The sequence below is a fragment of the Haliea sp. E17 genome, assembly GCF_048323675.1.
Taxonomy (GTDB): domain Bacteria; phylum Pseudomonadota; class Gammaproteobacteria; order Pseudomonadales; family Halieaceae; genus Mangrovimicrobium.
This window is the reverse complement of the sequence record NZ_JBLWFK010000002.1, coordinates 702,209-728,079: the sequence shown is the minus strand read 5'-3', so window position 1 is coordinate 728,079 and position 25,871 is coordinate 702,209. Positions and strand designations below refer to the sequence as shown.

Sequence of the window (25,871 nt, the reverse complement as noted above, 5' to 3'; positions counted from 1 at the left end):
AGCAGTTCATTGCGAGGGAACGCAAACGTGGGCGAGGCCAGCAGTCAGGGCGAGTCGGCTGATAGCCGGCAGCGGCATTACTCCGCGGGACAGGTGGTCGCCGCGGAACGCGCCGTGGTCGGTGGGGAATTTGCGGCATTCTTCGATTCGCAGTATCCCGACTACCTGGAGACAGATTACCGCCGCTACGTGGACGTGGAGTATCCGCGCTACGTCGCGGAACAGTACGATTTCATTGACCCCGCCGGCTATCCCTCTCCCGAGCGCCCGGATTTCGGCCTGGCCATTTCCGGGGGCGGCATCCGCTCCGCCTCGTTCGCCATCGGTGTGATCCAGGCGCTGAACAACCCGGGGCTGTTCGGTGCGAAGCCGAGCCTGTTTGCAAAGCTGCGTTATCAGTCTTCGGTTTCCGGTGGGGGCTATACCGGGGCGGCGCTGTCCTGGTACCAGCGGCGCTTCGGCCTGTTTCCCTTCGGCAACCTCGATACCTTCTCCGGTAGCCAGAATAGCCGCGACAGGGAAAACCAGATACTCAGTTACCTGCGCCAGCACGGCAAATACCTGACGCCCCACGAACTCGGTTTCGCATCGCTAATCGCGACTGTGTTCTCCAGTGTCGTTCACTCCCTGCTGGCCTACACCCTCCTGTTTGCCGTGGTGTTCCTGGGCGTCGTCGTATTTGCCGATTTTGGCCCGGTAGCCCGGCTGCTTGAACTGCCCTGGCTGGGCGAGGTGTTCGGCTACTTCCACACCTTGCTGCTGGCCCTGCTCGGTGGAGCGGGGGAGGCGGTGGACCAGAGCGACGGCATGGCGCTGGTGCTGGCCCTGCGCGCCCACGTGGTGCTGCTGTTTATCGCGCTGGCGATATTTTCGCTGGTGGGGTACTTCCTGCTGCTGCTGGTCTACGCCTTCAGCAGCCAGTTTCGCAAATTTTTCACCCGGCACTATGCCTACCGCATCAGGGTGCAGTTCTGGTACGGCCGCGCGCTGTTGCTGGCGGTAGCCTCCCTGTTCCTGGCAACCATCCCGGTAATCGCCCATCACCTGATCGGCATGCGCATAGGCGTGGAGGACCACTTCCTCCTGGGGGCCTCGACCGGTTCCGGCTTGCTCAGTGCGATCATGTCGTTCAACCAATTGCGCAGGAGCGCGAGCGGCAAGCCGGATAGCGGGGTGGTCAATGCTGCGTTTACCGCACTGGTATCGCTACTGCTGATACTCCTGTTGCTGGTGACTTCCTATGCGCTGGGGGAAATCCTCTACCGCCACGGTTCTTCACTGAGCCTGCTGCTGTTTTTCCTGGTAACGCTGGTGATCTGCGTGACCGTGAACGTCAACCAGATTTCGCCGCACAAGCTCTACCGGGACCGCCTCATGGAGACCTTCCTGAAGGATCCGGAGGTGCCGCCAGACGCACCGCTGGCAAGGATCGGCGGCATGGCGAACGAGGTCCTGCTCACCGACCTGCGCGATACGCCACACTGGTCGCCCTACCACCTGGTGAACTGCAATATCATCCTCGATAACGCGTTTCACCCGAAATACCGTGGCAGACTGGGCGACAGTTTCCTGCTGTCATCGCGCTTTTGCGGCAGCGATGCCACCCGCTACGTGACCACGGACCAATTCATCGACGGACAGATGACGCTGGCCACGGCCATGGCGATTTCGGGTGCCGCTACCAATCCCAACGCGGGTGTTGCGGGTCTCGGCGCTTCGACGACGTCTCCGGTTGCGTTCCTGATGACCTTCCTGGGGCTGCGGCTGGGCTTCTGGGTACTCAACCCCACAAGCTGGATGGGCGGCATGTCCGCGGTGATGCGTCCCAACTATCTCTGGCCGGGGCTACCCAGCCTGCTCAACGTGTTCGTGCACAGTGAGCGCAGTGCGATGCTGGAACTCTCCGATGGCGGGCACTTCGACAATTCCGGGCTCTATGAACTGGTCAGGCGCCGCCTGGCGGTCATCATTCTCGCTGACGGCTCCGCCGACCCGGACGCCAAATTCGAGGATTTCGGCAATGCGCTGGAACGTATTCGCGTGGATTTCGGCGTCACGGTGCGGTTTCGGGACGAGCGCCTGGACCTCACCGCCATGCAGCCTGGCAGCAGCCGCGGCGAAGCGGGACAGACGGCTTTCGACCAGCGTTTCAACCTGGCGGAGCGGGGCTTCGCGATCGGCGACATCGTCTACCCGGACCTGCCGGACACGCCGGGTTTCGTCGGCAAGCTCGTGTACATCAAGGCGGTACTCACCCGCGGCCTGCCCGAGGACCTCTACGCCTACAAATGCGCCCACGCGGATTTCCCGAATCATCCTACCGTGGACCAGTTTTTCGATGAGCGCCAGTTCGAGTCCTATCGCGAACTGGGTTACCAGCTCGCCCGCCAGTGTGTTTCCAGTCCAACCGCGATGGCGCATTTGCCATAGTATTTTTAGAGTAGGGGAGAGGTAATATGAAGAAGTTCCTGTTCGGGTTGTGCTGCGCCAGCCTCGGTTTTCTCCTGGCTGCCAGCGTGAGCGCATCGGACCACGCCGACCCGATTTTCAACAAGAAATCGGACGCGGGGCTGACGGGACTGTTCATCTTTCCCGACGGTGACCAGCTGGTGGCTATCCTGAATATTCACCCCGGCCTGAATACCCAGCCTCCCTTCGATCTCGCGGATTATCGCTACAACCTGTTTTTCGACACGCACACAAAGGTGAGCTACGACGACGACCAGGACCTGCGTCGCTATGGCGGCAGTATCGACCAGCCCGAGGGAATCTCTGGCGACGTGCATATCAGCGTCTCACTGAACGACGACGTCAGCGTCCGCGAGAGCGTGGTAGAGGGGCTCGACCCGGGGGCGGTCACTATCTGGACTGGTGTGCGCGACGATCCCTTTATCTTCCCCAAGTTTTTCGGCACCAACGTGATCGCTATCGTGGTGCGTATCCCCATGGCGGCCTTCGGCGGGCGCGAGGATTTCCTTATCTGGGGGACCAGCGAAGCGTCCTCGCGGTGGGGGGGCTCGCTCAAACAGCTTGACCATGTGGGGCGATCACTGCGCACCATGAACCCGCGGCTGGATTTTCTCAACACCCTGCCGCCCAGCGAGCATGTCGCTGCTATCCGCAAGCGGCACGATTCCCCGGGGTTTTTCCAGAAACTGCTGATGTCGCGACTGGCGCCGCTGTTCGCCATTCGCCACTACGACCTGTTTCCGGATGTGGCCATCTACACCACGCGGCGGGTACCGGGCTATCCCAACGGTCGGCGCCTTCCGGATGACATCGCCGCGCTGGCCTGCCAGACTGGTGACTGCCTGCTGTGGGAACTGTCCTATGCGGATTCGGAAGCGTGGCCTCGCCAGACCATCAACGACAAACCCTTCCTGAGCAAACCGCCGTATCTCGCAGAACCCTGGTAGGCTGAGGGAACGAGCAGGCGGAGCGTTCCTGTGCACGGGAAGTTGAAAGGGAGAAACCAACCTCAACAAGCTATCGGGAGCCGCGATATGACCCCCACAATCAAGTTCAATCCGCAGCTTTGTGCAATGTCCGAGAACAGCCTCGACCTGGCGCAGCGCAACCTGGTCCTGGCGTTCCTGCCCTACCTCGGGTCACCGCTTTCCGGCCTGGAGGTCAGTCGCAAAGCCAGCCGGCTGGTGAGTGAAGCCCTCGAAGCCCTGCAGGGGCCGCTCGGCCCCTGGCGACTGCTCTGGGGCCCCGGTACGTTCCAGGCGGTGCCGGGGGCGGTGCCCGCCAATACCATGTTTGTCGCGGAACACGGGCGTACCGGCGAGCTGTTTATCAGCATTGCCGGTACCAATCCCTATTCCCCCTATGCCTGGTTCGCCGAGGATTTTCACGTCGACGAGACCAGCGACTGGGTCTACGGCAGTGGCGGTAAGCGCGGGGCGATTTCCATGGGCACGCTCACTGGCCTGCGGGCCCTGCAGGGCATGGTGCCGCCCCGCCAGGTACCGGGCGCCAATCTCAGCCTCACGAGGTTTCTCGAAGGCTATTTCAACAAGCGCAGGAAAGCGGTTCCGGTGACGGTAGCCGGGCATAGCCTGGGTGGCGCCCTGGCCCCGGCGGCCGCGCTGTGGCTGCTGGATACCCAGGCGGACTGGGATGCGCGCCTGCGCGCGGAGATTTCGGTCTATGCCTATGCGGGGCCGTCCCCGGGGGATGCCGTATTTGCCGACTACATCGAGAAACGCTTTGGCGACCGCCTGCACCGGATATACAACCCCAAGGATGTGGTGACCCACGCCTGGGATGTCGCCGACCTCTCTGAACTCAAGGCGCTGTACTCGCCGGAGTTGATGCGCGACCCGCTGTGGGACCGTGCAGTCGATTTCCTGATTACCGCGTCAAAGGGGATCGATTACAAGCAGATCGACAGCAGTCCGGTGGAACTGGCGGGCAGGATCAAGCAGGAGATTGTCTTCCGCCTGGCCCCGCCCATCGCCAACCTGGTTGGCCAGTTACTCTACCAGCACACCCTGGCCTATTTTGAGCTGCTGGAAGTGGCCTTTCCGGAAAAACGCTCGGCACTGGGGCGGCGCCTGAGCCAGCAAAGCGGCATGCTGGCCCGGCAAATACTCAGCCGGGCCGGGGTGTGGTCGCCGGTATCGATGCTGGGTGGCCTGCTGGTAAAGGCCTTTACCGAAACCTGGTCACACATGCCGATGGCGCCGTCGCCGATTCCGGAGGTGGGGCCCCAACCGGGCGATACCGCCGGCGAGGCAGCCGAACTCAGTACCGCCTAGCCGTTCGCGCTAGCACTGGGCTGCCCGCACGGTCTTGTGGCGGATAGGGCAGCGTTTTTCCGCGGACTCCGGCGCCTCCGGTTCGTCGCTCGCCGCGGGCGCACTGTCGCCAGCGGTGGCGTCGCCTGTCGCGGGCGGCGGGGCGAAGCTGCTAGCGTCATTGCGAATGGCTTCCGCGACGGCATCCACCATCGCATTGGGAATGGGTACGCTGAGGTTGTACTGGGCGAGCTGCCAGCCACTGTTTCCCAGTACCAGTACACCGGAACCGCGACAGGGTCCCAACTCGGCATGTTCCAGGCTCTCGTCAAACCAGGCGGTTTTGCCGTCTGCGGATACGGTCACGTTGCGGGTCTGCGCCGTGTAGGTCCAGCCGCGCCCGCGGTCGAAATTCTCGGTAACAAAATCGCGCCAGTCCTGCCCCGCCCAGCGCTCGCTGCCGTCGGTCCCGAGGAACACCATGTCCTCGGTCATCAGGCTGAAATAGCCTGCCCGGTCCGCCATGGCGGCGGCGGCGTGGAATCGGTCGAGCACCTGGTTGACCGCCGCGGTAGCATCGGCCTTTGCCGCGTTGGCGAACAGGGCGGCTAAAAGCAGCAGGGTTGCCGGGAAAAATCGGTGGCGCATGGACACATCCTATGGGTCGACTGCAGGAAAACCAGCGGCAGACTGTAGCCGATTGCCTCCGCCGGGGCTATACCCGTACCTGCTGGCGCGCGGCATGGCGGCCCATCCACAGGAGGATGAAACACAGCGGCAGGGCGTAGGTCCCGGTCAGCCACCAGATGACCGTATGATCGCCGGCGTCGGCGCTGTGTGGCACCAGGGTATAGATAATCGCGGGAATCGCGTTGCCGAGGATACAGCCGACTGAGCGGTAGGTATTGAAGATACCCATGGCCAGCGCCTGTACCTCCTGTGGCGCGGCGAGCAGTGTGGCCCGCTGTGCGATTATCTGGCAGATCGCCGAACTGGCGCCCACCAGCAGCATTGCGGCGACGAAGGTGCTGCGCACCAGCGGCAGCAGGAGCAGGGACATACCGATGACGATGAACAACTGCGCCACCAGGCGCGACCGGGTGTCGCCGTGCAGGTCGATATGCCGGCCGCTGAGGGGGCTGGCCAGCATCATCGAGAATGTATAGAAGGCGAGGTAGGTGCCGAGTTCCGCGGTGTTCATGCCGAGTGTCGCCGGCGCCCAGACCGGCAGCATGAACATCAGGCCGAAGGTAATACCTGCGGCAAACAGGGCGACCAGGCTGCCCAGGTTGAATGTGGCGTTGTTGATGCGGCTGAATTGCTGCATGGAACCCGGGGAGCGCAGGATGGCCAGTCCCGTTACCAGTGTCGTGACCACGAACGCGACAACCGGCAGCGTCACCGGTCGTCCCTCGATAAGGCACTGCAGGCTCGCGGCGAACGGTATGAAGGGCAGGCCCATCAGGCTGAGTGCGGAGAATTCCCGCGAACGCGTGCGATCCGGCGGTACAAACAACAGTACCAGTACCAGCGACACCACACCGACGGGAACGCTGCACCAGAACAGCAGGTGCCACTCGAAATTGTGAATCAACAGGCCGCCGAGGGGAAAGGCGAGGGCGCTGGTACCGAGGATCGCGGAACTGAGGAATCCCAGGTAGGTGGCAATTTTCGCCTCCGGGGCGATGCGATAGATGAGGGTCGCCGCGTTGGCGGTGATGGTACCGGTAAATATGGCCTGGCCGACGCGCCAGAAGATCAGTTCACCGTAGCTGGAGGAAAAGCCCGCCGCGGTGCTCACCACACAGAAGCCGACAATACCCGCGAGGAACACGTTTTTGCGGCCCAGCAAATCGCCCAGCGCCCCGGCGATGGGCTGGGACGCTGCGGTCGCGGCCAGGAAATACATGACCAGTGCGGAGATGTGGGCGTAGGGCAGGTCAAAGGACGCGGCCAGGGTTGGGAAGGCGGTAACGATCAGCGTGCCATTGACCGCGTTCAGGCAGGCGGCACTGGCAACCGCCAGGAAGGCGAGCAGTCCCTGGCGCTCGCGGGAGGGGGGATTTCCACTGCCGGCGGGCGCGTACTGAGAGGCCGTTGTGGTCATTCCTGTTCCTTTTTCCTGCGGCGATCGCGTTAGCGTTGTTATGAGTCGTGCCGGGGAACTGTACCGGCGCAGGGATCAATAATAAAGAAAGTAAGGTTTTATAAAGGCAGGTAGTGCTGTTAAAGTCAATTGCGATAACGTCCTGGCGGGCTATTACACAATAAGCACAGCGGAGCCAAGGTCATGTTGAATACGCTGCAACTCGGGCAGGTGGAAATTCTTGAAGTCGAGGAAACCACGATCAGGATGCCATTTTCGATGTTCGGGCTCAGTGACCAGCAACTGCACTCTGAACGCGACTGGCTGGAGCCCCGGTACCTGGATACGCAGGGCGAATGGGAGAACGTGATTCGCAGCTGGGTAGTGACTGTGGACGGCAAACTGGTGGTGGTCGATCCCTGCACGGGGAACGGACGCCATTTTCCGGACTTTCCGCCTGCACACATGCTGGATACCCCTTACCTTGAACGGTTCGCCGCGACGGGTTTCCGGCCGGAAGAGGTCGATTTCGTGTTTTGCACTCACCTGCATATGGACCACTGCGGCTGGAACACGCAGTTACGCGCCGGCCGTTACGTGCCGACCTTCCCCAACGCCCGCTATATCATGGCTCGCAGGGAATATGAGCGCTGGGATCCAGGGCACCCGGACCATGTTCCCGTGCGGGCCAACGCAGGCACCTTCGAAAACAGTGTGCGACCGGTATGCGACGCCGGTCTGGTACAGTTGGTGCCAGACAGCTTCCGTATCAGCGACAGCCTGTTTGTCGAACCCGCCCACGGCCATACCGCGGGCCATTCACTGCTGCGTATGGTGACCGGCGAACGCGAAGCCTACTTTGTCGGCGACGCCTTCCATCACCCGCTGGAAATCCGCTTTCCCGAGATCGACGCGGGAACCTGTGAGTGTTTTGCCGATACCCTGGTGACCCGGCGGCGATTGATCGCTACCTGCCTGGAGAAGAATGCCCTGCTGATTCCCGCGCATTTTCCCGACCCCTTCGGCGGCACCCTGTCACATGCCGGGGGCCGGACACACTACCACGCGATGGTCTGCTGACAGCCCGATCCGGGCAGGTGGACTTAAACCAGCGCGCCATGTAACAGGCTGGCGGCGGGTTCAAACAGCCTGAGCGTCGCCTGTTGGTCTGCCCGGGTGACGCCGGTATTGATGATGGCAAGGGGCTTCCCGGCAGTGGCAGCCAGCCTGCAGAAACGGTAGCCGGAGTACACCTGCAGCGAACTCCCCACGACCAGCAGGGCGTCCGCGCGTTCTATGGCCAGTCGGCAGGAGTCCACCCGCGCCCGCGGTACGTTGCCGCCGTAGAACACCACGTCCGGCGTCAGGTCGCCGCCGCAATGGTCGCAGTCGGGAACGACAAACTGTGCCAGGTCGGTAGCCGCGATGTCGCTGTCCCCGTCCGGCCGCGCCCGGGTACCCGCGATGTCGAGAGAGTTGTGCTGCTCCAGCCAGGATTGCAGTGCTTCCCGCTCACTGAGCGCACCGCAATGCATGCAGCGTACCCGGTCGACCCGCCCGTGCAGGTCGATCACCCGCCGGCTGCCGGCACGCTGGTGCAAGCGGTCGACATTCTGGGTGATGACCGTTTCAATGTTGCCCCGTGACTCGAGCCTGGCGATGGCGTGGTGCGCCGCGTTGGGAAGCGCGTCCCGCAGGGTGGGCCAGCCGGCCATGGACCGCGCCCAGTAGCGCTGGCGGGTGGCCTTGTCGCGCAGGAAATCCTGGTGTTGTATCGGCGTGCGGTAGCGCCATGTGCCGCTGTCATCGCGGTAGGTGGGAATACCAGAGGCGGCACTGATGCCGGCGCCGGTAAGTACTACCAGTCGCGGGTGTCGCCGCAGGAATTCCCGCAATTGCCCAATTTCATCAACTGTCTTTGCCATCGCCTGAGTATACGCTGCAAGAGCGCCGCTGGTTTGGTTGCCGGCGCCATACCGGCCTATAGTGATGGCAGGGTTAGCAAGGTATGCCGGAATGCGGATATTACTGACAGGTGCTACCGGTTTCATCGGCCAGGCGCTGGTACCTGCGCTGCGCGCGCACGGCCATGAACTGGTGCTGCTGACCCGGCAACGCCGGGAGGATACGCCGGGTGTGACCCATATCGGGGGGTTGGGCGAAATCGAGGGCACCACCGCGGTTGGGGCCATCATCAACCTCGCCGGCGCCTCGCTCGCGGGGCGGCGCTGGAGTGCGGCTTACAAGCGGGAGATTTACGCCAGCCGCATCGAGACGACTGAAGACCTTGTCCGGCTGATAGCCCGGCTGGAAACTCCACCCGGTGTGTTTATCAGCGGCAGCGCCGTCGGCTATTACGGTCACCACCCGGACACCCTGCTGGACGAGGATTCCCCGGTGGTTCACGGTTTTGCGCAGTCACTGTGTGCCGACTGGGAAGCCGCCGCCCTGGAGGCGGAAGCGCTGGGCGTGAGGACCTGCAGGATGCGCCTCGGCGTGGTGCTCGCGCGGGGCGGTGGGGCTCTGCGCGAGATGTCCCGTTCCTTTCAATTCGGCGTCGGCAGCTGGATTGGTTCCGGCGAGCAGTGGCTGAGCTGGGTGCACCGCGACGACGTTGTAGCGGCAATCATTTTCCTGCTCAACCAGTCGGTGTTGACCGGGCCGTTCAATCTCACGGCACCCCAGCCGGTGACGGCGCGGGCCTTCGCCGAGGCCCTGTCCGCGCATTATCGCCTGTTGTTCAGCGCGCCGGTGCCCGCCTCGGCAGCGCGACTGCTGCTCGGCGAGATGGCCGACGAATTGCTGCTCACGGGTCAGCGGGTGATCCCGGCCCGCCTGCAGGCAGCGGGCTTCGAGTTCCGCTACCCGACAGTCGCAAGCGCCCTGCAGGCCATATACCAACCCGCCTAGAGCGAATTGCGCAGCCCCAGTTCATCCGGGTAGGGATAGAGAAAAACCTGGTTGTCGATGTAGGCATCCGGGTGATTGGCAAAATGGTGTTTCAGCATCGTGACCGGCACCACCAGGGGCACCTCGCCGCGCCGGTACTGCTCGATCAGCCCGGCAAGCCGCTGGCGTTCCTCACCCTGGACACGTCGCTTGAGATAGCCGGCGATGTGGAACAGCACATTGCTGTGGCTGCGGCGGGTGGCGCGGCGCCTGAGCGCCTGCATCAGTTCGCGGATGAAGGTCGCACCGAGGACCTGGGGATCGTGCTTGCCCGCATCCGCCAGCATCTGGCCGAGGTGGCGATAGGCCGGGACGTCGTGTGCCATGACCAGGTATTTATAGCGGCTGTAGAACGCCACCAGCCGCCCCGCGTTCAGGCCCTGTGCGCACAGCTGCTGCCAGTCGTGGTAGGTGAGGGCGCGGGTAACGAAGCTCTCGCGCAGGCCGGGATCGTTGAGCCGTTCGTCATCTTCCAGTGGCAGCAGCGGATCCAGTTCAGCCAGGGTACTGGCGTACATGCCCTGTGCATCGCGCGCCACCAGGTTGCCGGCGGCGTTGAAACGCTTGACCCGGTCGAAACCGCAGCTGGGGCTGCCCTTGACCAGGATATAGCCGCAGACGCCGGTGTTGGCGTCGAGGAAGCGGCGCGCGCAATCGCGCAGGGCGTCGGTGTAGTCGTGTGCGTGGGTATCGACGTCGAGGACGCGGATGGCGTCCGTCTCTCCAACCAGGTGAATGGGGGGGCGCGGCACGCCCAGCCCGGCCGACATTTCCGGGCAGAATGGCCGCAGTTCAAAGTGGTCGGCGAGCGCGCGGACATGCGCGTTGGCGGACTTGGTCTGGCCGTTGTAGCGCACCGGGTTACCGGCGAGACAGGCGCCGATGCCGATAACGGGGCGCTCACTGGAACTGGTTGTCGACATGAATCCAAATTACTCCCGGGGCTGGCATGAGGCAAGTGAAACTCCCCCTTGATACGCAAGATCGCCGCTACAGGTTCACGCCGGGTTACAGCGGAGGGTCCAGCGGCTAGAATCCTGTTGCCAACGACCATTTCGACAACCCCGGGGACCCTGCCCATGTATTGCCGACGCTTCCTCTTCCTGCCGCTCCTGTTGATAGTCCTGCTGGCGGGATGCACCAGCCTGACCGCGGAGCGCGATCCCCCCATCGTGTCGCTGGAGAACTTCCGCGCTCTGCCCTCCGAAGGCGGCGCGCCGCGCTTTGAAATCGTGTTGCGCATCGCCAACCCGAACAAGGAAGCCCTGGATATCGCGGGAATCGCCTACACAGTCAGTGTGCGCGAGCGCAAGCTGATCAGCGGGGTCAGTAACGAGGTGCCGCGTATCGAGGGCTACAGCGAGGAGACGGTGACCATGCAGGCGGGACTGGAGCTGTTCCAGTTATTGCGCCTGCTCGCGGATCTCGGAATGGAGGCTACTGATAGCCTGGATTACAGCTTCAGCGCCAAGATCGATTTCCGCGGCTTCATCCCGACCCAGCGGGTGGCGGAGTCGGGTACCCTGAAACTGCGCTAGCCGAGGATCGAGCGGGTAAAGATCGCCAGGATGATCGCCGGGCAGACCACCCGCACATACCAGGGCCAGATTTTCCAGAACAGCCCGTGCTCGGCGCGCGGGTTGCCCTGTTTCAGTTCCTGCAGCAGGGCGTTGCGCTGCATGACCCAACCGGCGTAAATGCACAGGATGATGCCCAGCAGGGGCTGGCTGTAGCGGGTTGTCAGGCTTACCACCAGACCGAAGAGCGTACCGAAATCCAGCAGGATGCCGGCGCTGACCAGCGCAATGATACCGCCGATAAACCACGCAGCCTTGCGCCGCTCGATCCCGTGCTCTTCTATCGCGTAGGCCACCGGCGCTTCCAGCATGGAGATCGAGGAGGTGAGCGCGGCAATACTCATCAGGAAGAAAAACACAATGCTGACCAGCGCCCCGGGTACGCCCATGGTGGCGAACAGTTCCGGCAATACCGTGAAGATCAGCGTGTCCTCGGACAGCAGGCTGCCACTGGGTGAGAAGATCTCCACCCCGTTGTGCATCGCCACGTACATGGCGGGCAGGATCAGGAAGCCCGCGCACACGGCGATAAAGATATCCACCAGGGTCACCATGCCGCCGACCAGCGGCAGGTTTTCGCGGTCCGGCAGGTAGGAACCGTAGATCAGCATGGTGCCGACCCCCAGGGAAAGCGAGAAAAAAGCGGCGCCGAGCGCGGCGATGATCAGGTCCGGGGACAAGGCGCGGTGAAAGTCCGGCAACAGGTAGACCCTGAGACCCTGCATGGCGCCGTCCAGGGTCAGCACATAAGCCATCAACAGCAACAGGGTGATGAGCAGGGCGGGCATCAGCCTTTCCGACCAGCGCTCGATGCCGCGGTGAACGCCCTCGGAGATAATGCCGATGGTAAGTGCCATGAACAGCAGCATGAACAGGAGGTTGCGGGGCAGGCTGAACCCGGTGCTCCAGCTGGCGACGGACTCGATCCCCAGCAACTGGGCTAGTGAGCCCAGGCCGAACGCGATCATCCAGCCGGCGACAATCGCGTAGAAACTGAGGATCAGGCTGGCCACCACCAGCCCGAAAATACCGGTGAAGGCCCCGAACCGGCTCACCAGCGGCCTGCTGGAAAGGCTGCGCAGGGCGCGCGTGGCGTTGGCATGGGCATGCCTGCCGATGATCAGCTCGGCCATCAGCGCGGGGTAGGCGAGGGTAAAGGCCAGCACCAGGTAGACCAGCAGAAATGCGGCGCCGCCATTGCTTGCGGCCTGTGTCGGGAAGCCCCAGATATTGCCGAGCCCGACTGCGGAGCCGGCCGCCGCCATCACGAAGCCGAAGCGGGAGGAAAATTCCCCACGAGAAGCTGCCATCACGTTCCCCGAAACCCTGTTATTCGCACCCAGTGTATCACGGCGAATTGGCCTTCAGCCCCGTTGCATGCACTCCCGCGGCGCTTTATCCGGCGATGCAGGGGCGCTTTTCGCCCTCATGTTTTTCCATGCCAAACAGTTTGCGCGCCATCCGCGGTACCAGGGTGATGAGTTCCGCGGTGGCGTCAAAGGCGGCGGCCATGGGGGATACGGTGATCGAGGGGTCCTTGAATGGCCCCCTGATATGAATCTCGGACGGAACCTGAATATCCCGGGACTTCGAGCGCGGCGTAATGGTGACGTTCAACTGCTCGCGGCCAAGGTTGATTTTGGCCTTGCCGGTGGCCACCATCCGGCTGGTCTCGATATACAGGTCGTCGGCATCGGCGACCCCCTGGTTCAGTTTGAACTCCGCCATTGTGCAGTCGATGTGGGTGGATTTCTCCAGCGCCGCGCCGGAGTAAAACCAGGCGAGCAGGTCGGTGGCCAGCACGTCGTAGGCGGCGCCAGCTATCTCCGCGTCCTCCAGTGCGACAGCCAGGCTGCCATCGAGCCGGCCCAGCAACTGGCTGCTGGTGGTGCCCTGCGCGGTGAGGCCGCCGCGCAAATTGGCGTAGCCCTTGACCGGGTAATCGATGCCGAGGTCGCGGGTGAGGGTCTGCAGCGGCAGGGACAGTGCCTCCACCGCGAGACTGGCGAAGGGCGGGTTCGCGTTGAGGTCGATGATGCCGCGCACTTCGGCCTGGGAGTTGTCATAAGTGACGGAAAACTGGCGCAGCGTGTAGCGTTTTTCCGCCCCCGTCATGTGCAGCTGGAAGGCCTGGATACGGGTATTCTCACCTTCGACCCCGCCGAGGTTGATACGGATATCCGTGTCGTGGTCCGGCACTTTTCGCAGCAGTTTTTCCAGGCGGTTGCCAAACTCCAGCTGGTTGAGCTTGTCCGCCGGTTTGTAGGCTTCCTGCTCCTTGATTTCCGCCTGCAGGCCGAGGTCGCGCAGGTACAACATGGGGCTGTCGACGGCCACCTGCAGCTGCTGCATGGCCCCGTCCCGGTAGGCCAGGGCGCCGCTGCCGCTGAAGCTGGATTTGCCAAGGGTGAAATCGCCCTTGAACTGCGTGTCCCGCGGGCCGGTATTCAGGGTGAACGTACCGCCGCCCGGGGCCAGCCGTAACCCGGTGCTTTTGAACAGGGCCTCCGGGTTGTCGAGTTTCACGCTCAGCGCCAGGTCCGCTGCCGCGGGCATGGCCAGATCGGGGATGCGGCCAGTGCCTGTCGCGTCCAGACCCGCGCCGCCGAGGCTGAGGTCGATATCCTCGAGGGAAAAGCGTTTTCCTGACTGCTGGAGTTGCGCCGTACCCGCGAGTTGTCCGAGGTGGGGAACGTGCTTGCCGGTGATATTCCCGATACTGGCGGTATCCGCGACCTGCATCGCAATGGCCGCCGCGAGACCGTCCAGGGGGAAATCCGCCGCGGGTTTGAAGGTGCCCGCGGAAGGGCGCATGGACAGGGCAAGGCCCGGGCCCGTCGCGTGAATGGTGCCGCCCTGGATCTGCAGACGCTCGCCGTTCCCCGCAACCGCGGCGTTGCCATCCACCTTGAAGCCCGCGGGGACCCATGCGCCGAGGTAAGGCCTGAGCTGTTCGCTGTCGGGGGCGCTCAACGCCAGCTTGAGTTTCAGGTCTTCGAGGGCGGCGAGCCCTTGCTTGCCGTCCGCGCCGAGCGCACCCACGCTTCCCGTCAGGTGCAGTAGCGCCGAATCCGCAGTCCCGATTTCAATCGCCAGGTCGTTCAGGCGATAGGGCTTCTGGTCGGCTCGCAGTTTGGCGGAGGCTTTGAAGGGGCCCGGTTCAAAGGGCAATTTCCCAGTCCACTGTTGCAGGGCAGCGAGGGCCGGAGCCGAGGTTTGCAGGGAAATTTCGTTCTGTTGCGCGTCCGCATCGAGGGGGTCGAAATTGCCGGTGACCTTCACCAGCAATCCGCTATCCGCCTGGCTTTCGAGAGTGAATGTCTCGACCCTGGTGTCCTGCAGGCTGCCGCTGACTTGTGCGGAACCGCGGGCGCGGCCGAGGGGGGTGAGGTCAAATTTCAGCCAATTCAGCAACAGCGCCATCGATTCCATCTCGCCAGTGGCGGACAGTTGCAACTGGTTCTCGCCGCCGAACTGGTACTGCAGTTCTCCGCGGGCGTCGAGGCGGTATTCCGGGGCATTGTCCAGTTCGAAGGTGGCATCGGAGAGGAGAAATCCCTTGCTGTCGCCCTTCATCGTGGCATGTACATCAAGTGACCCTTCCAGCATGGCGGTTGCCGAGAATCCCCGGGTGAAATACGCCAGTTCGGTGTACTTGCCGTCCAGTTGCAGGTTGTAGGTCAGGTCGGCGGCGGTGCCGCGCAGATCCCCCCGGAGGTTGACCACGGAGTTGCTGTCGCCGGCGACGATGTGGGCATCGATCCCCAGTCCCTTGAAATCGCGCCCGCTGCGCAGGGCGGCGATACCGATCTCGAGCGTCAGCGGTTCACCATCGTACTGGGCCGTAGTGGTCAGTCGATAGTGATCGTGATCCGTCCGCCGGCCGCTGACATCCCGCAGGGGAAACACATAGGTCTTTTCGGACGCACTGACCAGGTGAACCTTGCCTATATGCAGGTTTTCCGGCAGCCAGCCGGCGTAGCCCAGCCAGTCCCTTGGCTCAGGGTCGCTGGTCTGGTCCCGGTTCGAAACATAGACAATCACCTCCGAAGCCTGCAGCGAGGTATGGTCGAGGTCGCCGCGGTAGATATCCATCGCAGTAATATTGCCGGAAAAGCCGAGCACACTGAGAAAAGGTGGGCCGTCGTCAGCCTTGGGGTAGAGGTGTATCTCGCTGGCGGAAACCTTCCCCTCGAGGGGGCGCAGGACGGGGTCGCGCAGCACCAGGCGCAGGTCGGTGAAGGAATCCACGGCCCAGTCGCTGAGCACCAGGAGTGTTGTTTCCGAGCGCATCGCCAGTAATGGCGCAAGCAGGATAACTGCCAGAATCACTACGGCAAACAGCAGTTTACGCATTGCAGGCCTTCGACCCCATTGTTTCACAGCAGTGTAGCACGGGGAGGGGTATGCATTGCCGTAAGGCGGCTGCGTTGTGTTATCATGCCGCCGCCTTCCACGGGGTGGATTCCTCCTTCCCCGAATGCGCCCGGATGGTGAAATTGGTAGACACAGGAGACTTAAAATCTCCCGCCCTTATACGGCGTGCCGGTTCGATTCCGGCTCCGGGCACCACACGAAAAATCCACAGGTGATCGAACCGGCACGCCGCGCCGGCCGAAGTGTCGGACCATCGATTCCGGCTCCGGGCACCACGACAAAAACACCTTTCATTAAAGCGCCAACCCGGCCGGTGCCGGTCCGCCAGATTCTGGTCTGCTGGTCAGTGTCCCGGCAAAACCCGGGCTTCCGGTTTTGGTGGTTGAGCCAAATTACAGCAGCCCTTCGTGCCGGTAGACCTCGCGCAAAACCGTTACCGGCATGCAGCCTGACTGCAGGTAAACGCGGTGAAACTCGCGGTCGAGATCAGCAGCCTCCAGTTCGCGGCGATTGGCTTCGATAATGTCATTCTTCAGTTCCCAGACCAGCCGGTTGCCGGTGAGGTAGCTGAGCGGGTAGCCGTGTTCTTTCGAGTACCAGTTGAGTTCTGACTGCACCCGGCCGTCGGTGAAGCCGGTCGCCGCCTTGAGCAGTTTCGCCGCATTTTCAAACGGGGCCTGCGAGGTGAACTCGAGGTCGAGGCCGACATCGAGGAAGTGGCTGTCGCCGCTCATGAAGTAGAGATCGATGCCGACCCGCGCGACCAGGCGGGCGATGTCCCGCTTGGTGACAAAGCGCACTTCGTCGATGATTGCATCATCAACGTAGCCGTTATCCAGCATGTAGTCCTCCAGCATGGTGGTCCAGCCCTCGGCGTGGTCATTGGCGCTGAACAGCCGGCGGATTACGCTGTCCTGCAGGGAGGCGCAGGCGAACTGCAGGTGGTGACCGGGAATGCCCTCGTGCACCATCATCATGGGAATGCCCAGGTGGGTGTGTTCCGCCAGTTCGTCCGCTTTGAGGGTCAGGTGTACCATGCTCTTGCGTACGCCTTCGCGCAGGGCGAGTGGCGGCCACATGGCGCCGGCGGGAATCACCGGTTCGAGGAAGCCCGGGGTCTGCATGATGACCATGTCCTGGGCCTCGGGGACGGGAAAAAGATTCCGCTCCTGATTCCAGCGGAAAATCTTTTCCTTTTCGAGCATGTAGTGGTCGAGAACAGATGCCAGCTGGCCGTCCTCGATCTGCACCGCAAAGCGCTGGTTGAGGAACTCGTGGAGCTGCTCCAGGCTGGTGGCCGGATCCAGTGCATATTTAGCTACGAGGCGCTCCCGCAACTCCTGCAGGGATGATTGCAGGCCGCCCATATAGTCCGCCGCCATCTGGCGCAATTGCTCAGGCGTCTTGCCGAGGCGCTTGATCGCCAGCAGGTCTTCCATCTGCTCGCGGCCGATACTGAAGGCGTCGGTGGTGGGAAGTTGTGCCAATCGCTGGCTGTAATCCTGCAGGGCGGCAACCGCCGATTGCGTGGCGTCCTCCAGTTCGTCGATACGCGTAAACCCGCTCTCCCGGGCCCAGTTCAGGACCGTCTCGAAGAGTTCGGGTATCTCACCGGCCTGGTTCAGCTCGATATCGCGCCAGCGGCGCACTGGCGTGGTCAGCACCGCCAGTTCCCGCTCCAGGTACTCCGGCACCATGCGCAGCCGCGAGAGGATGTCGTCGAGACGGGCCGCAGGTGCCCGTTCGTCGTTCACGAACAGCTGGAAAATGCCTTCGCTCACGCCGTCTACACCGGCGGGTTTCTGGCGGCGTAGCGGTTGGCCGTTGAGCTGCAGGGTATCGGCAAACAGCCATTGTTCGAGATAGAGCCTGGTGAGTTCCAGGTCCAGGCGTTCGTAGAATCCCTCTCCCTGCGAGGTATCGATGGACGCGATAAGTTGCCTGACTTTCTCGAGTTCCCGGTCCCTGGCCTCCAGCGAGGGATCGCCGAGGCGATGAAGGTGATCCGGAAGCCCCACGCTGACGCTCAGGTCCACCGATTCGCCGACCAGTTGCAGCAGCTTGTCTGTGATTTCGCGATAGTGCTCCGATGGCATCGGGCTTCCTCCTTTGGCTGGCGTCAGCCAGTGATATCTATTCGAATTCCCGGATACAGGCGACCCGGTGGCCGGGGGCGAATTCGCCCAGTTGTGGCGCCGTCGCCGCACAGGATGCCACGGCCCGGGGACAGCGCGGATGAAAGGCGCAACCCGGGGGCGGATCGATGGGCGAGGGCACGTCGCCGACGATGATCTGCCGCTGTGCCACCCGGTGGGGGTCGGGCACCGGTATCGCATCGATCAGCGAGCGGGTGTAAGGGTGGCGCGGGTTGCGGTAGACCGTTGCTCCGGCTGCCGTTTCGACGAACTTGCCCAGGTACATGATCGCGATGCGGTCCGACACATGTTTCACCACCGCGAGGTCGTGGGCGATGAACAGGTAGGATAGTCCAAATTCCCGCTGCAGATCGACCAGCAGGTTGAGGATCTGGCTCTGGATCGATACGTCCAGGGCGGATACCGGTTCGTCGCAGATGATCAGGCGCGGGTTCAGCGCGATGGCGCGGGCGATGCCGATGCGCTGGCGCTGGCCGCCAGAGAACTCAAAGGGGTAGCGGGAGACCGAACGGGCGGGCAGGCCGACGATCTCCAGCAGTTCCGCCACCCGCCGGGTGCGCCAGGCGCGGTCGCCCATGCGGTGAATGATGAGGGGCTCCTCGAGAATGTCGCCGACGGTGTGGCGGGCGTTGAGCGATTCCATCGGGTCCTGGAAGATCATCTGGATATCGCGGCGGAAGGGCAGCAGCGCGCGCTGCGACAGTCCGGCGATATCCGTGCCATCGAATTCGATACTGCCAGCGCTGGGCTTGTAGAGCCGTGCAATACAGCGGCCGAGGGTGGACTTGCCGCAGCCCGATTCGCCGACCAGGCCGAGGGTTTCGCCCGGTGCGATGTCGAAGGACACGCCGTCCACGGCGCGATTGGCGCGCCGCGCGCGCAGCAGGACACCCTCGCGTACCGGGAAGTGCATGCGCAGGTCCCTGACCCGCAGTAAGGGGGATTCACTCATAATTCACGCCAGCGGTAACAGGCGACCTCGTGTCCGGCTTCAATCGTCTCCAGGCCGGGCGGCGCAGTGGCGCAGGGGTCTTGCTTCCAGGCGCAGCGGTTGCCGAAGCGGCAGCCGGGGGGCAGGTCGAGCAGGCCCGGCACCATGCCCTCGATAGTGTTGAGGCGCGACTTGGGCGGCGTCTCCAGGGTCGGGATCGAGGCCAGCAGGCCGCGGGTATAGGGATGCCCCGGCGCGTCGAACAGGCGGTAGACGGAACCGGTCTCGGCGACCTTGCCGGCGTACATGACCACCACCTTGTCGCAGGTCTCCGCAATCACCCCGAGGTCGTGGGTGATGAGAATCACCGCCATGCCCATCTCCCCCTGCAGTTGTTTGATCAGGTCGAGGATTTGCGCCTGGATGGTCACGTCCAGCGCGGTGGTCGGTTCGTCGGCGATCAGCAGGCGCGGCTTGCAGGCCAGCGCCATGGCGATGACCACGCGCTGGCGCATGCCGCCGGACAACTGGTGGGGGTATTCGCCCATGCGCACTTCCGGCGAAGGGATGCCGACCTGGTCGAGTATCGACACCGCCTCGCGGGTCGCCTCGAGCTTGTCCAGGGGCTTGTGCAGCAGGAGCACTTCCGTCAGTTGCCGGCCGATGGTGTGCACCGGGTTGAGGGCGGTCATCGGTTCCTGGAACACCATGCCGATGTCGTTGCCGCGAATGCGTTCCATGGCGGCGATGTCCTGGGTCGCGAGGTCGCGGCCATCGAACTGAATCCGGCCGCCTGCAATCCGGCCCATCGGTTGTGGCAGCAGGCGCATGATCGACAGCGCGGTGACGCTCTTGCCGCAGCCGGACTCGCCGACAATACCCAGCGTTTCCCCGGCGCCAACCGAGAAGCTGACACCGTCGACGGCGCAGACGCGGCCCTCGTCGGTGTCGAACTCGGTCACAAGGCCCTCGACCTCGAGCAGTGGCTGGCTCACGGGCGAATTACCTGAACTGTTCGTAAACGGTAATTTCCGGCTCGAAGGCCTCTCCTGTCTTTCTGGCATCCAGTGTCTGCTGCTTCAGGTCCGTATCGATCCAGTGCACCCAGTACTCGAGGTAATTTTCCGAGTGCTTGTGATTGAAGAACTCCGGGAAACGCACCCAGCGCCAGTGCCCGATGCGATAGAACGGATCGTAGTAGCCGGGCACCCAGGCGGCATAGTCGTGATGCAACTCGTCCATGCGGTGGGCCAGCTCAATCATCTCGTCCTTGTCGCTGGACTTCCGGTAGGCGTCGATCAGGCGGTCCATTTCCGGGTCGGCAAACTCTTCCAGGTTATTGGTCTGGGTCTTGACCTTGCGCTGTGGATTGACACTGCCATCGTCGAGGAAGGCATCGTCATAGGCCGTATCCGAGTGCATGGTCCCCCAGTAGCGCGGGTACATCTCCAGGAAGGTGCTGAAAGCCGTGAACTGGATATCGTGCTTTTTCTCCCGGGCGAGCTTGAAGGCAGCCGTTGAGTCCAGAACCTCGAGACGGAATTCCAGCCCGGCCTTGGCGGCTTCTTCCTTGAGGATGGTGAGGATGTCCTTCTGGCCCTCGTAACCGGTGGTCAGGGTAAATGACAGGCGCTGGCCCTGGTCGTTGACCAGGATGCCATCGGGCCCGCGCTGGGTGAAGCCCGCGCGGGCGAAGGCGGCCAGGGCTGCATCGATATCAAAATCCCGGGCTTTCAGGGTCGGATGGCTGAATTCGCCGAAACCGTCCGACGCGGTGTTGAGCCGTGTATAGTCGCCGCGGAAAAATTTCTCGATCACCAGGCCCCAGTTGGACGCGTGCTGGATGCCCACGCGGATGTCGCGATTGTCCAGCAGCGGCTTGGAGGAGTTGATCCACAGGCCCCAGGTGGCGCGCGGCCGGTCGTTGTAGAACACCGATTTGTGGATATAGCCCTGCTGTACATCGGGGTCGCTGTCGGGCAGTTTCTCGTACCAGTATTCCGCCAGCCCCAGGCCAAACACGTCGATGTCGCCGCGCTTGAAGGCCTCGAAGACCTTGGGCGTTTCGCGGATGACCGAAAGCTGGATGCGGTCCGGATTGTAGCGGTTGCGCCAGTACTTCAGGTCCCTGGCCCACCAGTCCTTGATCCGGGTCAGGGCGATCGAGCGCCCCTTCTGGATGTCTTCATCGCGAATAACAAAGGGGCCGGTACTCGGGACATTGCGCCACTGGTAGCGATCAACATAGTCCTCGCCCAGTTCGCGAAAAAAGTGCTGTGGCATTCCGGGGAGGTTGAGGACCATGAAATCCAGGTCCGGCTTCGCCTCGACCGCAGTGATGGAGTAGGTGTGTTCGTCGTAGCGGGTGATATTGGTGTACTGGGTGCTGTACCAGTTGTTCATCCAGGGCGCGACGATGTAACTCGACTGGAACATGAAGAACATGAACAGGAAATCATCGGAGGTCAGCGGCTCCCCGTCCGACCAGCGCGCTTTGGGATTGAGCTTAACGTAGACGGTCCTGTTTTCCATATCGACCGCCCAGGACTCGGCGGTGCCGGGGTAAAAGGTAAACTTGTCAGGATGGCGGTGGGCGGGGTTGACGTGGTTGTAGTCCAGGATATACGTGCGGAAACTGCCGTTGGCATCGGGCCCCACCAGGCGCAGTGTACGCGGGAAGTCCTGCAGGGCCATGTACTGGGTGCCGCCCTTTTTTGCCTCGGGTGAGCCGATGTCCGGCAGGTCCATGCCGTTTTCCCAGTGCAGGTCCGCGGGCAGGTCAGCCGGCGTCTTGAAGGAGAAAAAGTCCGGGTGCTCCGCGTAGTAGGCTTCCACTTCGGCGGTATTGTCCTTCGCGACCTCGGCTGGCGCCTTGTCCTCCGATCCGCCGCAGCCGCTCAGTGCCGTTATCAGTAACAGTGTGAGCCCCGAGATCAAGCGTAATTTCATCGTTTTCCCCATTGCTATCGGTACATGGTGAATTTTTTTGGATCGAAAGATTCGCGGATTGCCTCGCCGATAAACGTGACGAGGGTCAGCAGCCCCACCAGCGTGACAAATGCCGAGGTCACGATCCAGGGGGCTGTGCGCAGCGACGCCGTCCCCTGTTTCAGCAGTTCGCCCAGGCTGGGCGTGGGTGGCGGCAGGCCGAAACCGAGGAAGTCGAGCGCGGTGATCGAGGTGATCGCCGAGACTATGGTGAAGGGCATGAAGGTCACCAGCGTCGCGAGCACGTTGGGCAGCACATGGCGGAAAATAATCCGCGTATTGGAGGCGCCAATGGTGCGCGCCGCGGCGATATAGTCCCGGGACTTTTCCTTGTAGGTTTCTGTGCGCATGTAATAGGTCATGCCGGTCCAGCTGAACAGCACCAGCACCGTCAGCAGGATCGCGATCCTGAGGGGGATCGAGAAGGTCGCGGGCGTCACCGAAAACACGATGATGACGATGTAGAGGAAGGGCACGTTCGACCAGATCTCAATGATCCGCTGGAACAGGAGGTCGAAAACCCCGCCGAAATAGCCCATCGCGCAACCGATACTGATGCCGATCACGTACACCGATACCAGGAAGGCGATGGCGAAAAACAGCGCGATGCGGGTGCCGTAAAACAGCCTGGCCAGAATGTCGCGGCTGGTGGTGTCGGTACCCAGGTAGTGTTTGCTGGCCGCGCTCGGCGGTTCCGGTTTGAAGGCGCCGGACCGGGTGTGGTTTTCATAGGGGCTGTAGGGCACCGGGGGCATTATCACCCAGCTGTCCGGATCGTCGTCCGCCGCCAGTACCCGCTGCAGTTCCCGGTAACTGGTTTCGTAGCTGTAATCGAAGCCGAAGTCGCTGCCCGGGTGAAAGGCGCCATAGGTGGGAAAGTACAGCTCGCCCTGGTAACTGACGACGACCGCGCGGTTATTGACCAGCAGCTCACCGAGCAGGCTGACCAGCAGCAATCCCGCCAGTATCAGGAAACTGTAGTAACCGCGCCTGATCTCCCGGAAGCGCCGCAATTTCTTGAGGGTCTGGGGATTGAAGCGCAGCATCAGTGGAAGCGAATCCTGGGGTCGACCAGTGCGACCAGTGCATCGGAGATGATATTGCCGATCAGCAGCAACAGGCTGGCCAGCAGGAATACACCCATGACCACCGGGTAATCGCGATCCATGATCGAGGTGAGGCCGAGCAGGCCAAATCCGTCGATATCGAAGATGGACTCGATCAGGAAAGAGCCGGACACCAGCAGGACGATGTTCTGGCCAAAGGTCGTGGCGATGGGGATCAGCGAATTGCGCAGGGCGTGGCGGGTGACCGACTGACGGAAGGACACGCCCTTGGCCACCGCGGTGCGAATATAATCCGCGGCGAGGTTGTCCATGAGGTGATTCTTCAGCAACAGGGTGACCAGCGCGAAACTGCCGACCAGGTAGCAGGTCAGTGGCAGCACGGAATGGCTGACCAGGTCGGCGAGTTTGCCAATGCTGTCTTTTTCGACGTACTGCATCGAGACAAAGCCGCCCATGGGAAACCAGTCCAGCCGCACCGAGAAATACAGCAATAACAGCGAGCCCAGCGCGTAACCCGGAATCGCATAGCCGATGAAGATCAGTATGGAGGTGACGTTGTCGACCAGCGTCCGGTGCCTGATGGCCTTGAGGACGCCGAGGGGTATGCACACTGCGTAGGTAATGATGAGCGTGGTAAGCCCATAGAACAGGGATACCGGAAAACGCTCGCGGATGACATCCCAGACCGGTTCGTTGTAACGGTAGGATGTGCCGAGGTCGCCCCGGACCACCTTCCACAGCCACTGGACGTAGCTTTGCAGCATCGGTTTGTCGAGACCGTAGTAGGCCTTGAGCTGGTTCAGTTGCTCTGCGGACAGGGCCATGCCCTGGCCGGCGTCCTGGCTTGCACTCATGCCCGACTGGGCGTTCACCTGCTGGGCTTCCATCAGGGCGCGTTCCAGCGGTCCGCCGGGCACCAGCCGGGTGATGGCGAAGACGATCAGGGTTACCCCGAGCAGGGTCGGGGGTATCAGCAGCAATCTGCGGAGGAAATAATCACGCACCGGGAAGCCGGCTACCCATTCAGTGTGTCCTTCGATACCAGGTGATGACCGCGCCTGTTGCCGGGGCCGGACTCATGTACTGCATGTTCCCACAATCGGGGGGTGCTTGAAAGGCAAGTGCGCAAGTCCGTGTCACGTCGCGTCCGCTGGCGACAGTCCCGCGTGCGCCGGTAATGAATGCGAGGCATCCCGCAGCGCTACAACCAGCCTTTGCGTTTGAAGTACCAGTAGGGCGCCATGCCCGAGAGCACCATCAGGCCAATCGCCCCCGGGTAGCCGAGCAGCCATTGCAGTTCCGGCATGTAGGTGAAGTTCATGCCGTAGATGCTCGCCACCAGGGTCGGCGGCAGGAACACCACCGCGGCGATGGAGAAAATCTTGATGATCTGGTTCTGCTCGATATTGATAAAGCCCTGGGTGGAATCCATCAGGAAGTTGATCTTGTCGAACAGGAAGGTGGTGTGCGACATCAGGGTTTCCACGTCGCGCATGATCTCGCGCAGGGTTTCCTGCTGCTCGGGCTGCGCGCGCAGGTGGCGCAGCAGGAAGGAGATATCGCGCTGGGTATCCATCAGGCACAGGCGGATTTTACCGTTGCTGTCCTCCAGGCGCGCCAGCTTGCTGATGGCATCCTCCAGTTCCGCGGTTTCGTCCTCGAGCACCAGGTAGCTGACGTTCTCCAGTTGCCGGTGCAGGTCCTCCAGCGAGTCCGCGTGGTTTTCCACCTTCTGTTCCATCACGGTAACCAGCAGGTCCTGCGGTGATTGGGCTTCCACCTGGCCGCGGCGGGCGCGCATGCGCAGCAGGCGGAAGTCCGCCAGGTCGCCCTCGCGGATGGTGATCAGGCGCTGCTTCTGCAGGATGCAGGCCACCGAGACCGGGTTGTGGCGGCCCTCGGAGTAGGCCAGGAACAGGGAGTGGATGTGGATACCGGCCTGGTCGACGAAGCAGCGGGCGGAGGTTTCGATTTCCTCGACCTCGTCGGACTCCGGCAGGTCGGTGGCCAGCATCTGTTGCAACAGGGCACGCTCTTCCTCGTCGGGCTCGTGGGCGTCGATCCAGTCCGCCTCCCGGAGGTGCATGGCAATCTGGCCTTCGGGGTAGTCAAACTCGCGAATCAGCCCGTTGCGGATGTTGAACAGTCGTATCATGCTTGCGCCCCTGTGCCCGCCAGGCTGGATGCGTCCGCCCGGTCCGGTATTATTCGCCGACATTGTAGCGCGGTTCCGTCTCCGGTGATCACCGCGCCACCTCATTCTATCCGCTCTGGATGCGGGCGCTACGGCCGCGGCGAGCTTCCTTCCCCCCGGCCTGCGCTGCTATGCTCTGCAGACTGTCACAGGTCTATCTATCAGCGAGGAATACATTGAAACAGGCCCTGATCAACATGCTTACCATGCAGGATCGCATGAATACGCGAGTGCACCCTGAATGGGTCAGCCAGAATTTCGAGTGGTACCGGGCGGCCTGGATCGAGTGTGGTGAACTGATCGACCACTACGGCTTCAAGTGGTGGAAGAAACAGGAACCCGACCTGGAGCAGGTGCGGCTGGAAGTGATCGATATCTGGCATTTCGGCCTCTCCGCGCTGTTCCGCGACGGCAAGAGCATCGAGGACATCGCCGATGATATCGACCGCGCGCTCAGCGGCCATGAGTTCTCCGGACTCGGCGTGCGCGAGGCCACCGAGGCGCTGGCGCTGGATTGCCTGCAGACCCACTCGTTTTCGCCGGTCCTGTTTCGCGACCTGATGTACGCGGCGGAGCTCGATTTCGACGACCTGTACCGTGCCTACGTCGGCAAGAACGTGCTCAATTTCTTCCGCCAGGACCACGGCTACAAGGAGGGCACCTACATCAAGAACTGGGGCGGCCGCGAGGACAACGAACACCTGGTGGAAGTGCAGGCTGAACTCGACGCCAGCACCCCGGATTTTGCCGAGCAGGTCTACAGTTCGCTGGAAATCCGCTACCGCGAGCACGTCTCCGGGTAAG

General features: G+C 62.5%; 20 protein-coding genes and 1 tRNA gene. 8 read left to right on the top strand and 13 right to left on the bottom strand.

Translation table 11 applies throughout. From position 1 onward, the window contains the following. Positions 1 to 27 precede the first annotated feature (27 nt). From ACNKU3_RS06385 to ACNKU3_RS06375, 3 genes are all read left to right on the top strand, one after another. The gene (locus tag ACNKU3_RS06385) at positions 28 to 2,430 is read left to right on the top strand and encodes a hypothetical protein (protein WP_418258581.1); all 2,403 of its coding nucleotides are present in this window, start codon (positions 28 to 30) and stop codon (positions 2,428 to 2,430) included. Between the two features lie 26 nt (positions 2,431 to 2,456). Continuing rightward, on the top strand, positions 2,457 to 3,416 hold the full coding sequence (locus ACNKU3_RS06380) for a hypothetical protein (protein WP_418258580.1): 960 nt from the start codon (positions 2,457 to 2,459) through the stop codon (positions 3,414 to 3,416). A gap of 87 nt (positions 3,417 to 3,503) precedes the next feature. After that, positions 3,504 to 4,763, top strand: coding sequence for a lipase family protein (locus tag ACNKU3_RS06375; protein WP_418258579.1), 1,260 nt, complete (start codon positions 3,504 to 3,506; stop codon positions 4,761 to 4,763). A gap of 9 nt (positions 4,764 to 4,772) precedes the next feature. Here the strand turns inward: ACNKU3_RS06375 and ACNKU3_RS06370 are convergent, their stop codons facing one another. Next, on the bottom strand, positions 4,773 to 5,390 hold the full coding sequence (locus ACNKU3_RS06370) for a nuclear transport factor 2 family protein (protein WP_418258578.1): 618 nt from the start codon (positions 5,388 to 5,390) through the stop codon (positions 4,773 to 4,775). A gap of 67 nt (positions 5,391 to 5,457) precedes the next feature. Continuing rightward, positions 5,458 to 6,849, bottom strand: coding sequence for an MFS transporter (locus tag ACNKU3_RS06365; protein ID WP_418258577.1), 1,392 nt, complete (start codon positions 6,847 to 6,849; stop codon positions 5,458 to 5,460). A 183-nt stretch (positions 6,850 to 7,032) separates the two neighbouring features. Here ACNKU3_RS06365 and ACNKU3_RS06360 point away from each other — a divergent pair, with 183 nt between their 5' ends. Then, positions 7,033 to 7,908 (top strand): MBL fold metallo-hydrolase, encoded by an 876-nt coding sequence (locus tag ACNKU3_RS06360; RefSeq protein WP_418258576.1) that lies wholly within the window; start codon positions 7,033 to 7,035, stop codon positions 7,906 to 7,908. 23 nt (positions 7,909 to 7,931) lie between these two features. Here ACNKU3_RS06360 and ACNKU3_RS06355 read toward each other — a convergent pair whose 3' ends face one another. Beyond that, positions 7,932 to 8,753, bottom strand: coding sequence for an NAD-dependent protein deacetylase (locus ACNKU3_RS06355; protein WP_418258575.1), 822 nt, complete (start codon positions 8,751 to 8,753; stop codon positions 7,932 to 7,934). A gap of 91 nt (positions 8,754 to 8,844) precedes the next feature. On the opposite strand from ACNKU3_RS06355, the gene ACNKU3_RS06350 reads away from it, so the two are divergent. Continuing rightward, positions 8,845 to 9,738, top strand: a complete 894-nt coding sequence (locus ACNKU3_RS06350; RefSeq protein WP_418258574.1) for a TIGR01777 family oxidoreductase — start codon at positions 8,845 to 8,847, stop codon at positions 9,736 to 9,738. Here the strand turns inward: ACNKU3_RS06350 and ACNKU3_RS06345 are convergent. Further along, positions 9,735 to 10,700, bottom strand: coding sequence for a YbgA family protein (locus tag ACNKU3_RS06345; protein ID WP_418258573.1), 966 nt, complete (start codon positions 10,698 to 10,700; stop codon positions 9,735 to 9,737). The genes ACNKU3_RS06350 and ACNKU3_RS06345 overlap by 4 nt on opposite strands. Before the next feature lie 156 nt (positions 10,701 to 10,856). Here ACNKU3_RS06345 and ACNKU3_RS06340 point away from each other — a divergent pair, with 156 nt between their 5' ends. After that, the gene (locus ACNKU3_RS06340) at positions 10,857 to 11,315 is read left to right on the top strand and encodes an LEA type 2 family protein (RefSeq protein ID WP_418258572.1); all 459 of its coding nucleotides are present in this window, start codon (positions 10,857 to 10,859) and stop codon (positions 11,313 to 11,315) included. On the opposite strand, the gene ACNKU3_RS06335 is transcribed toward ACNKU3_RS06340, so the two are convergent. Continuing rightward, on the bottom strand, positions 11,312 to 12,664 hold the full coding sequence (locus ACNKU3_RS06335) for a sodium-dependent transporter (RefSeq protein ID WP_418258571.1): 1,353 nt from the start codon (positions 12,662 to 12,664) through the stop codon (positions 11,312 to 11,314). The genes ACNKU3_RS06340 and ACNKU3_RS06335 overlap by 4 nt on opposite strands. 85 nt (positions 12,665 to 12,749) lie before the next feature. After that, positions 12,750 to 15,710, bottom strand: coding sequence for an AsmA-like C-terminal region-containing protein (locus ACNKU3_RS06330; protein ID WP_418258570.1), 2,961 nt, complete (start codon positions 15,708 to 15,710; stop codon positions 12,750 to 12,752). 128 nt (positions 15,711 to 15,838) lie between these two features. On the opposite strand from ACNKU3_RS06330, the gene ACNKU3_RS06325 reads away from it, so the two are divergent. Then, positions 15,839 to 15,926: transfer RNA gene (locus tag ACNKU3_RS06325), tRNA-Leu, on the top strand. Positions 15,927 to 16,123: 197 nt separating this feature from the next. On the opposite strand, the gene ACNKU3_RS06320 is transcribed toward ACNKU3_RS06325, so the two are convergent. The 7 genes from ACNKU3_RS06320 to corA form a co-directional block, all read right to left on the bottom strand. Then, positions 16,124 to 17,827, bottom strand: a complete 1,704-nt coding sequence (locus ACNKU3_RS06320; RefSeq protein ID WP_418258569.1) for a DUF885 family protein — start codon at positions 17,825 to 17,827, stop codon at positions 16,124 to 16,126. Positions 17,828 to 17,864: 37 nt separating this feature from the next. Then, the gene (locus ACNKU3_RS06315) at positions 17,865 to 18,839 is read right to left on the bottom strand and encodes an ABC transporter ATP-binding protein (RefSeq protein ID WP_418258568.1); all 975 of its coding nucleotides are present in this window, start codon (positions 18,837 to 18,839) and stop codon (positions 17,865 to 17,867) included. After that, positions 18,836 to 19,813 (bottom strand): ABC transporter ATP-binding protein, encoded by a 978-nt coding sequence (locus ACNKU3_RS06310; protein WP_418258567.1) that lies wholly within the window; start codon positions 19,811 to 19,813, stop codon positions 18,836 to 18,838. The genes ACNKU3_RS06315 and ACNKU3_RS06310 overlap by 4 nt, the downstream gene beginning before the upstream one ends. A gap of 7 nt (positions 19,814 to 19,820) precedes the next feature. Then, positions 19,821 to 21,767 (bottom strand): ABC transporter substrate-binding protein, encoded by a 1,947-nt coding sequence (locus tag ACNKU3_RS06305; RefSeq protein ID WP_418258566.1) that lies wholly within the window; start codon positions 21,765 to 21,767, stop codon positions 19,821 to 19,823. A 14-nt stretch (positions 21,768 to 21,781) separates the two neighbouring features. After that, the gene (locus ACNKU3_RS06300; RefSeq protein WP_418258565.1) at positions 21,782 to 22,852 is read right to left on the bottom strand and encodes an ABC transporter permease subunit; all 1,071 of its coding nucleotides are present in this window, start codon (positions 22,850 to 22,852) and stop codon (positions 21,782 to 21,784) included. After that, positions 22,852 to 23,853, bottom strand: coding sequence for an ABC transporter permease (locus tag ACNKU3_RS06295; RefSeq protein WP_418258564.1), 1,002 nt, complete (start codon positions 23,851 to 23,853; stop codon positions 22,852 to 22,854). The genes ACNKU3_RS06300 and ACNKU3_RS06295 overlap by 1 nt, the downstream gene beginning before the upstream one ends. A gap of 221 nt (positions 23,854 to 24,074) precedes the next feature. After that, complete coding sequence (gene corA, locus ACNKU3_RS06290) at positions 24,075 to 25,028, bottom strand: magnesium/cobalt transporter CorA (RefSeq protein ID WP_418258563.1); 954 nt, start codon at positions 25,026 to 25,028, stop codon at positions 24,075 to 24,077. Between the two features lie 215 nt (positions 25,029 to 25,243). Between corA and ACNKU3_RS06285 the strand changes: the two genes are divergently transcribed. Next, the gene (locus tag ACNKU3_RS06285) at positions 25,244 to 25,870 is read left to right on the top strand and encodes a dUTP diphosphatase (protein WP_418258562.1); all 627 of its coding nucleotides are present in this window, start codon (positions 25,244 to 25,246) and stop codon (positions 25,868 to 25,870) included. Position 25,871 lies beyond the last annotated feature (1 nt).